This window comes from Deinococcus murrayi DSM 11303, assembly GCF_000482805.1.
GTDB lineage: Bacteria > Deinococcota > Deinococci > Deinococcales > Deinococcaceae > Deinococcus > Deinococcus murrayi.
The window spans coordinates 1-8,026 of the sequence record NZ_AXWT01000043.1; the positions used below are offsets into that span (position 1 = coordinate 1).

Below are 8,026 nucleotides of genomic sequence, written 5' to 3' on the forward strand. Positions count from 1 at the left end.
TCTCGAAAGCACTCACCTGACTGATCCCAGTCGGGTTTCCACGCTCCTGGCCGTGGTCGCACTGGCCTTTGTATGGTGCTGTTTGGTGGGAGAGTTTGAGCAGCAGCGTGACCCGTCACGCTGCCTCAGGCACGGCTACCCCCCCAAAAGCCTCTTCAGACGTGGCCTGGATGCCCTTCGCGCCGTACTGACCAAGCCCAACCGTGGGGCTGCACGCGCGTTTCCCGACTTTCTCGCCACTTTTGACCCCTAGAGAGCGCGGTTCCAGTTCAGCGATTTCGACGTCAGTCTTGGTGTCGTCCAGGTATGCCCGCACCCGCCCGAAATCTTCATCCGGTTCCATCGAAATCAAAGCCAAACCGCGCCGCTCAATCGGGCCATTGAAGGGCGGCACCCCCGCCAACTCCACCACCTTCGGCCACTCGCCATACTCGCCGCTGTCGGGCATGGGGCGCAGGCTGTAGCGGTTGGCGGGGCCGGGGGCGGCTTCGGCGTAGGCGGGGCCATTGCCTTCCAGGCTCTCCAGCAGGGCGGCGGCCTTGCCCGCGCCCCAGAACTCGCGGTAGCGCACCGTGGGCGGGTTGTCTTGCCCGGTCTTGACCAGCAGGGCGATGGCGGTGCCGCTGCGGATGCCCGCGCGGTTGGTGGGGCTGGAAAAGATGCTGGGGTCGGGCTGGCCGTCGGGGGTGCGCTTGCCGGTTTCGCGGCTGTCGCCGTTGAGGTTGTCCACGGTCAGGCGGTCAAAGACCTCCAGCAGGGTGCGGCGCATGACCACAAAGCTGGGGTCCGAGAGGTACGAAGACGGGCTGATAAAGCAGACGATGCCGCGCCCGCCCCCGGCAATCTTGCGCTCGGCCACCCGGAAAAAACGGACGTACAGGTCGTCGAGGTTGAACTTGCGAATGCCCCAGTCGCGCACCAATCCTGCCTTGTAGGCGTCGATGAGGCCGCCTTCCTCGGCCTGGCTGGTGCCCGCAAAGGCGCTGTAGGGGGGGTTGCCCAAGACCACCAAGATGGGCTGCGCCTGCTTGACGTGCTGGGCGGCGTCCTGCTCGGCCTGAAGCTCTGGCATGGGCAGGCGGGGCGGGGTGTCGTGCCAGTTGGTCAGGGCGTTGGTGAGGTAGGTGGCGGCGCGTTCGCCGGGCCGCAGGGGTGCCCCGGCTTGGGCCAGGGCCTGGCTCATCCGCAGGTGGGCGATGACGTAGGGGGCGGGCATAATCTCGAAGCCAAACAGCCGCTCGGTGGCGGCCCGGCGCAGGTCGTCGAGGCTGGCGTCGTCCCAGTCGGGCTGCTCGCGCAGGGTGCGCAGGATGCGCCGCAGCGCAGCGGTAAGGTAGCTGCCGGTGCCGGTGGCGGGGTCGAGCACGTACACGCTGGGGTCGGCCAGGCCCAGCGGCAGCCCCAGGTCCTCGCGCAGCGCGCGGTCCACCCGCTCCACCATGTACTCGACCACCTCGCGCGGGGTGTACCACACGCCGAACTGCTGGCGGAGTTCGGGGTCATAGGCGGCCAGAAACGGCTCGTAGAAGTACTGCACGGCGTCGCCCTGAAAGCGGGCGAAAAAGGCCGCCGTGTCCACCCGCGCCAGGGTCGCGGCGGTGCGGTCGAGCAGCCCGGTGAGGTTCAGGCTGCGCTGGGCGCTGGGGTTGGCGAGTTCGGAAAACAGGCGCTGCATCACCGGCAGGTGCAGTTCCCAGGCGGCGGTGCGCCAGTCAAACGGCTCTTGGGGGGCGCGTTCCGTGTGCAGCACCCACCCGCTAAAGAGGCCGTACCACAGCGTTTGCACCAGCGTGGCCCGGAAAAAGCGTTCGCCCTGCTCTCCGCTAAAGCTCAGGTCCAGCGCCTCGCTCAGCGCCCGCCGCAGCGGGGCCAGTTCGGAAAGGGGCGCGGCGCTCAGGCGGTGCTTGGCCTCCCGTGCGTAGCTCGCCAGAAACCAGGCCACGCCCTCCGGGGTGCTCAGGGGGGCATTGGCTTGCAGGGCGCGGGTCAGGAACTCGGCGAGGGAGCCAGCGGCGGCGACGCGCTTTTGTTCATTGTGAGAAAATTTGCAGCACGGACGGAACACAGCGCTGCTGGCGGTGCAGAGCCTCCTCACCAGTCCTGGGCACTGCAAGAACATGCTCAACCCACGCTGGACGGTGATGGGCGGCGCGTACGCGGCCAGCGAGACCAGCAACTATGGCATTCACTGGGTGCAGCACTTCGGACGGCCGTAAGGGCGTTCCTGCGCCACGACTCGCGGCGACCTCGGAGGCTGGTCCTCCCAGCGTGAGTGACGCGAGATGAGAGTGCAACACGCCGGATGGCTCAGGTCATGGTGTAGGCCAAACGCGCCCGGCTGAAGTCCGTCCGCGCCAGGGCCTCGCGCGAGATCAGGAACGCGAAGGCCACATCATTCCCCAGGTCCACAAACGGCAGCACCGCCGACGTGCGGGGCAGCGCGAGCAGCACCACCTCACCCGGCTCGTCCGCGACCGGCTGAACCGCCGTTGCCAGGGCCGACCCCAGCAGGTAGACCTCCCCGCTGGGTTCCTCACCGTCCGTAAGTTCCTGCCACTCCGGATCGAACACGACCCGGTCATAGTGCAGGGACACGAACGAGCCGTCCGGTTGCGGCAGCAACACGTCCCCATACGGATGCACGCCCGCCCGGAACGTGACCGAGCACGGCGGCACCGCGTACGGACCGTCCAGGGGGGTCCAGCTCGCTCGCGGGCAGCAAGGCCTTCAAGTTCGGCTGGTACGCCACCGCCCAGTGCCCCGCTTCCATATTCCCCTCCTCGATGGCCCCCCGGCCCAGAAAGAAGCTGAGCAGGCCGGAGCGAGGGAGCAGGCCGTCCTCGTCATACGGCGCGAGGTCCGCGAGGTTGAATTCCCCGACCAGCACCATCCGTTCGCCGCGCTCATCGTAGTAGTTGCCCTGACTGGACGCGCCGCCCAGTTTGCTCGTGCCCGGAGGCAGGGTATCGGCGGGCAGGGGAGTGGGGCCAATCTCGATCACGGGCAGCAGGAGTTGCGCCAGGGCTCCAGGCTGCTCCGGGTGGTACCGCTCAAAGATCGGGCGGGCCTGGGCTCGCATCTGATGCAATCTGGACACGTCCGATGGTCGCACAATCCCGGGATGGCACGTGCGGCATCCTGCGGGCCATGCGCCCGCGTTCTCGCCTGGAGGTCGGCAGTCTGTACGCCCTGCGGGGGGGCACTCGCCCACGCTGGCGGGTGGCCGCCGTCCTCCACCGGGCGTCCTCCTACAACGAGGTGCTGCTGGAGCACCTGGACGACCCCACTCTGACGAGCCAGGCCCGCGTGTATGCCCCCGGCTTTGATCCGCGCGACCTTACCTTGCCTGCCCTGGTGCGGGTGTTGGACGGGGCGTACCGGGCGGAGCACGGGAAGGGCGGCGTGCCCCTGACCCCTGAACAACAGGTCACACTCGCGGACTACCTCGCCTGTCATGACCTCGTGCGTGAGATGGCCTGGGAACAGTGGCGGCAGGAACTCGGCGTCCGTGAACAAGACCAGGCCCGGCACTGGCTGGACCTTACCCTAATGGACTCGGCCCCGGAGGACATGCCGATCACCTAAGTCCGGGCACAGTCAGCGCATTCCGGCGGAACGCACCCAGCTCAATGCAGCACGTGTGGCCCAAGTTGCTCGCCCAGTGACCGCAGCGAGGGAGGCACGTCGTGGACTTCCCGCTCAAAGGTCTCCAGACTGCTCTGATACACCCTCAGCGCCGCCAGACGCCCCCGCACCTCCAGCGTGGCTCGCACCAGGAACTCGTGCAAGGCGTCGTCCAGGGGATCAAGGGGAAGCAGACGCTCCGCCAGACGAATGCACTTCTCGTATTCACCCGTGCGGAACCAACCGTCCATCGTCTCTAGGCCTACCTGTGTCACCCAACGCCGCAACCGTTCACGCTCCTCTGCCGCCCACCCGCTGTCTGCATCTCGCAGAAATTCAAGGCCGGGCCGGGCCACCACGGTCATCATAAAAGCATCAGAATCACCCAGAGCCTCACGCAGCGACTCCACGTCCCAGGTGAACCGCACATCCTGAAGGCGAAGCCCGTAAAGACGAGTCTTCTCGTCGTACGGAACGCTCAATCCCGGAACGTGCGTTTTGACGTCCAAGCGCACCTGATGGAAATAACTCTTGCTCTGCGCAGGCGGCACATCCGGAAACAGGTCCTGCTGCACCTCGGCCAAACTCGCCCCGCCTTTGCTCCGCAAATAGGCCAGCACCTCCACCGTGCGCGCCAGCCGGAAGCGTACCCCTCGACCCTCCACCTGAACCTCAGCGGTACCCAGCGTCAGGAGATTCACGTGTGGCAGGCTCGTCGGTACCGTCGGCACAAGTTGCTGACGTTCATAGGCGTCTTCAGCAAGCTGCTGAAGATAGGTGAAAACTGTAGGCGTCAGGTGCATTTCTGCGCGTAAGTCGAGCGGCGCAGTTCGGGACGCCAGAGTGTCGGCCACCCCCTGCACGGTGGACTGGGCGGCCCCCGGCTCTCCAAAGCGCCACTGCGCTTCCGCGAGATGTAGGCCCGTCCAGACTGCTTCCCGCCCGTGCTCCCGGTCCTGAAAAAACAACAGCGCCTGATGAAGCCGGGGGGTGGCCGCAGGGTCACCCTGTGATGTTTGCCAGCTTCCTTCTCGCAGATTCAAGAACGCTTGATCGCGTGGCGTCCGGGCAAGCGATCTCGCCCGAGCGAGCGCGGCCCGTCCTGCTGCCCTGTCTTGGGTTGCCGTCGCTAAAGCCAGCACCCCCAGCGTCGCGTGAAACTCGGTGTTGGGACGCAGCGCCTCACGCGAAAGGCGGATGGCGCGCGTAAACGCCTCACCGGCCGCGTTCATTTCCCCCGCAATCCGGTGAACCTGCCCCTGGTGATATGCGAGGAGGCCACCCAGAGCTGGATGCACCGTGTCCCCGCAGTCCACACGTTCCAAAATGGCCTGCGCTTCCTGCACATTGCCGAGATGCGCCGCACTGGCTGCGCGGGCTAGCTCGATGTACGCGCGGCGTACCGGATGCGCCAGGCTTGCGGCGAACTCCAGGTACCCCACCGCGAGCTGATCCTCACCGAACCGTGCAGCGTACAGGCCGTAGGCGTGAGCAGCGGAGGACTGGACGGCCTCTGGCGCCCCGCAGGCATGCATCCAGGCCTCGTCGAGCCAGCGCAGCACGGCCACTTTTCCCTCTCCCAACTCGTAACCCACGATGCCCCGCTCTCGGCACCATAAGGCACGGTTCAGTGGCGACAGAGACTCTGGCTGCACCCGGAGCAGCTGGGCCAGCGCCTGCTCGTGCTGTCCTCTTGAGCGCCATAGGGCTGCGAGATCAATATGTGCGCCTGCACACCCACTAAGCACCGCCTGCTCCAGCTGCCGTGATGCGGCAACAACCTGACCCTGCTGGAAGAGGCAGACGCCCGTCCAGCGTAGGTCTTCGGAAGTGAGTACCGGCAGAGTCGCGCTCAGCTCTAGACCTCGGGCGTACTCACCGACCATCACAGCTTCCTGGAGTGCAGACATGCCCTCAAGATAAGCAGTCCAGTGCCTGTCAGGGTGTCGATTTGTAGCCTCCCTCACTGATGTGCAACACGGGCGCAAGCCGGGGGGTGAGTACCGTCGGGGCATCCAAGGAGCTAAACAACCACCGTCTAAAGACGGTGGGGTTAAGAGAACGACTGAAAGTCGGGATACGCGCTAAAGCACGTCATTCTTCGACAATCCCAAACACGCTGCTCGGATTCGGCTCAAAATGATGTTCCAGGTACGCCTTGATCATCTCCTCCGTCACTTGCCCAACCGTTGAACAGAAGTAGCCTCTCCCCCACAAATGCCGACCCCAAAACTGTTGCCGTAGCTTCGGGTATTCCTCCATGAGCTTGCTTGAACTTCGCCCCTTGATGCGCCGCATGATTTCGCTCGGAGCCATCGTCGGCGGTGCACTCACCAGAATATGAACGTGGTCACCACTCACCACACCCTTGAGAATCTTGATTTCAAACGCGTCACAGGTTTGCCTGACCAGTTCCCGTGTGCGGGCAGCAACATCACCACGCAGAATGTTTTTCCGGTACTTGGTGGCCCAGACGAAGTGGTATTCGATGTTGTAGGCAGTATGGCTTCCGTGGCGGTATTCCACTCCCTAAGTGTAGTAGCTGAAAGCTGACCGTCTAAAGACGGTGGCTTCAACCTTGCGCTCGGAAAGTGAACGATGAAACAGTGGTCGCCCCCCGTCGAAACACTGCGAGTGCACAGCATAAGCAGTGCTGATTCGGACGGAAGCACAGGCTCAACGCTCTCCTTAGTGAGCGGCCAACACACTTACTGCGTATGCGTACGGCAATTTTGCATCAAGTGGTAATGAATATCGATGGCTAGATCCAGGTCTTCAGCGAGTCTTTCTAAAAACAAGAACTCTAGAGAGGTGCATCATGCAGTACAAGTCACTCCTTCCAGTTGCCCTTACAACCGTAACCGCATTTTTAGCCGGATGCTCAAATGGCAGCCAGGATTTACCGAGTAACACGACAGAAATATCAGAAATGCGCGCCCAAACTCGCACTCCCGGAAGCAACAATCAAGAGAATGCACCATCCCGTATACGAGGTCAGGACGCCATGTTTTTGAAAATGGCGAATGAGCTTCCAGGCTTCGGTGGATATTCTATCGGTAAGGATGGCCGCTTCAAGGTTCTTTTAACCAGGGGTAAGGACACGCCACGACTGCGAGGCTTAATCCAAAGATCTCTCGTTGCTCGACACAGCGACAAACGGGCCGGAGGAAGGAAGATCAATCTGGATCCATCTTCCTTCGAGTATCAGCCTATTGCTTATACCATCCAGCAGATTATGTCGTGGAGAGAGATTGTATCTGTTAAACTTCTCGATCACCGCGTTATTGGAGGAGTTGGGTACAATGAAACCAACGGCCTAATCACCGTTGGCCTGCACGATCTTAGCGACCAGGCGCAAGTATTGAGACAGCTTGTAGCACTAAGAATTCCAAGTGATGTCGTTGAATTTATCCAAACGCCCAAGTTAACTGTGAGCGGCACGCTCACTGACTACGCCCCACGACCAACCCCGACTGGTTATGCTTTCAGAACCAATGGGGCTGGTGGCGAATACTGCACCATGGGTTTCAACGCCGAATTGCAGGGGGTCTATGGTTTCTTCTCTGCAGGCCACTGTGGTACAGGCTACAATGGGGACCAAATGAGCATCAATCGAGACGCCTATCAGCCGGACTTGGGCACCACCTCGATTGCTCGATTGACCGTAAACCCGACACTTTTCGCTTGCGAAAATACTTATGGATGCCGCTCATCCGATGCAGCGTTCTACCGCTACCATAATCAAACCAACAAATCAAATTTCACGAAAATTGCAAAGACCGCAGATATAGGGTACGCAGGGTACGCAGGCTCTACTACGGTTGTAGGCAATTTTAACGTCATCGGTCGTCGCGATTATCCCAACCTGTATGATCCTATGGAGAAGGTCGGTTACGTCACCGGCTGGACTGGAGGGGAGTTTGTTTTGACGTGCTATGACGCTGTGAGTCAGGACGATCCTACAACGCCACAAATCGAGGACCAATCAACAAAAGTCTGTAGCGATTACTATACGGGGGCAACACAGTCCGGAGACAGCGGCGGGCCAGTTTTTGAACGGTTTGATCTCTCTAGGGGTCAAAAGTGGCGAGGAAGTCGGGAAACGCGTGTGCAAGCCCACGGTTGGGCTTGGTGAGCACGGCGCGAAGGGCATCCAGGCCACGTCTGAAGAGGCTTTTGGGCGGGTAGCCGTGTCGAAGGCAGCGTGACGGGTCACGCTGCTGCTCAAACTCTCCCACCAAACAGCACCATACGAAGGCCAGTGCGACCACGGCCAGGAGCGTGGAGACCCGACTGGGATCAGTCAGGTGCGTGCTTTCGAGAAAAAAGCCCCTGGATTTCAGCGCCTGATGCATGTTTTCTGCGGTCCAGCGCAGCGCGTAACGTTTCAGGGCTTTCTCGG

At 62.1% G+C, this 8,026-nt stretch carries 7 protein-coding genes and 3 pseudogenes; 4 read left to right on the forward strand and 6 right to left on the reverse strand.

The features are described from left to right. Positions 1–253: pseudogene (locus tag H565_RS16065) on the forward strand (IS4 family transposase); the annotation flags it as partial. 939 nt (positions 254–1,192) lie between these two features. On the opposite strand, the pseudogene H565_RS16995 reads toward H565_RS16065, so the two are convergent. Beyond that, positions 1,193–2,119, reverse strand: a pseudogene (locus H565_RS16995) (N-6 DNA methylase); the annotation flags it as partial. On the opposite strand from H565_RS16995, the gene H565_RS17050 reads away from it, so the two are divergent. Beyond that, positions 2,079–2,216, forward strand: coding sequence for a CAP domain-containing protein (locus H565_RS17050; protein ID WP_425387399.1), 138 nt, complete (start codon positions 2,079–2,081; stop codon positions 2,214–2,216). The pseudogene H565_RS16995 and the gene H565_RS17050 overlap by 41 nt on opposite strands. Positions 2,217–2,307: 91 nt before the next feature. On the opposite strand, the gene H565_RS0108770 is transcribed toward H565_RS17050, so the two are convergent. Both H565_RS0108770 and H565_RS0108775 read right to left on the reverse strand, forming a co-directional pair. Continuing rightward, positions 2,308–2,625, reverse strand: coding sequence for a hypothetical protein (locus H565_RS0108770; RefSeq protein ID WP_157468945.1), 318 nt, complete (start codon positions 2,623–2,625; stop codon positions 2,308–2,310). Further along, a complete protein-coding gene (locus H565_RS0108775; RefSeq protein ID WP_027460705.1) occupies positions 2,579–3,079 on the reverse strand; it encodes a DUF1963 domain-containing protein in 501 nt (166 codons plus the stop codon). Before H565_RS0108775 ends, H565_RS0108770 begins: the two co-directional genes overlap by 47 nt. Before the next feature lie 68 nt (positions 3,080–3,147). Here H565_RS0108775 and H565_RS15765 point away from each other — a divergent pair, with 68 nt between their 5' ends. Then, positions 3,148–3,585, forward strand: a complete 438-nt coding sequence (locus H565_RS15765) for a hypothetical protein (RefSeq protein WP_051363505.1) — start codon at positions 3,148–3,150, stop codon at positions 3,583–3,585. Positions 3,586–3,626: 41 nt separating this feature from the next. Here the strand turns inward: H565_RS15765 and H565_RS0108785 are convergent, their stop codons facing one another. Both H565_RS0108785 and tnpA read right to left on the reverse strand, forming a co-directional pair. Further along, the gene (locus tag H565_RS0108785; RefSeq protein ID WP_034401920.1) at positions 3,627–5,534 is read right to left on the reverse strand and encodes a BTAD domain-containing putative transcriptional regulator; all 1,908 of its coding nucleotides are present in this window, start codon (positions 5,532–5,534) and stop codon (positions 3,627–3,629) included. Positions 5,535–5,718: 184 nt separating this feature from the next. Beyond that, a complete protein-coding gene (gene tnpA, locus H565_RS0108790; RefSeq protein ID WP_027460708.1) occupies positions 5,719–6,150 on the reverse strand; it encodes an IS200/IS605 family transposase in 432 nt (143 codons plus the stop codon). Positions 6,151–6,442: 292 nt separating this feature from the next. Here tnpA and H565_RS16400 point away from each other — a divergent pair, with 292 nt between their 5' ends. Beyond that, positions 6,443–7,759, forward strand: a complete 1,317-nt coding sequence (locus tag H565_RS16400; RefSeq protein WP_157468949.1) for a chymotrypsin family serine protease — start codon at positions 6,443–6,445, stop codon at positions 7,757–7,759. Here the strand turns inward: H565_RS16400 and H565_RS0108795 are convergent. Next, a pseudogene (locus H565_RS0108795) lies at positions 7,695–8,026 on the reverse strand (IS4 family transposase); the annotation flags it as partial. The gene H565_RS16400 and the pseudogene H565_RS0108795 overlap by 65 nt on opposite strands.

Bases quoted from the DNA above. Each gene is read 5' to 3' on its own strand.
- H565_RS0108785 (WP_034401920.1), bottom strand. From the start codon at position 5,534: ATGTCTGCACTCCAGGAAGCTGTGATGGTCGGTGAGTACGCCCGAGGT.
- H565_RS16400 (WP_157468949.1), top strand. From the start codon at position 6,443: ATGCAGTACAAGTCACTCCTTCCAGTTGCCCTTACAACCGTAACCGCA.
- H565_RS0108775 (WP_027460705.1), bottom strand. From the start codon at position 3,079: ATGCGAGCCCAGGCCCGCCCGATCTTTGAGCGGTACCACCCGGAGCAG.
- H565_RS15765 (WP_051363505.1), top strand. From the start codon at position 3,148: ATGCGCCCGCGTTCTCGCCTGGAGGTCGGCAGTCTGTACGCCCTGCGG.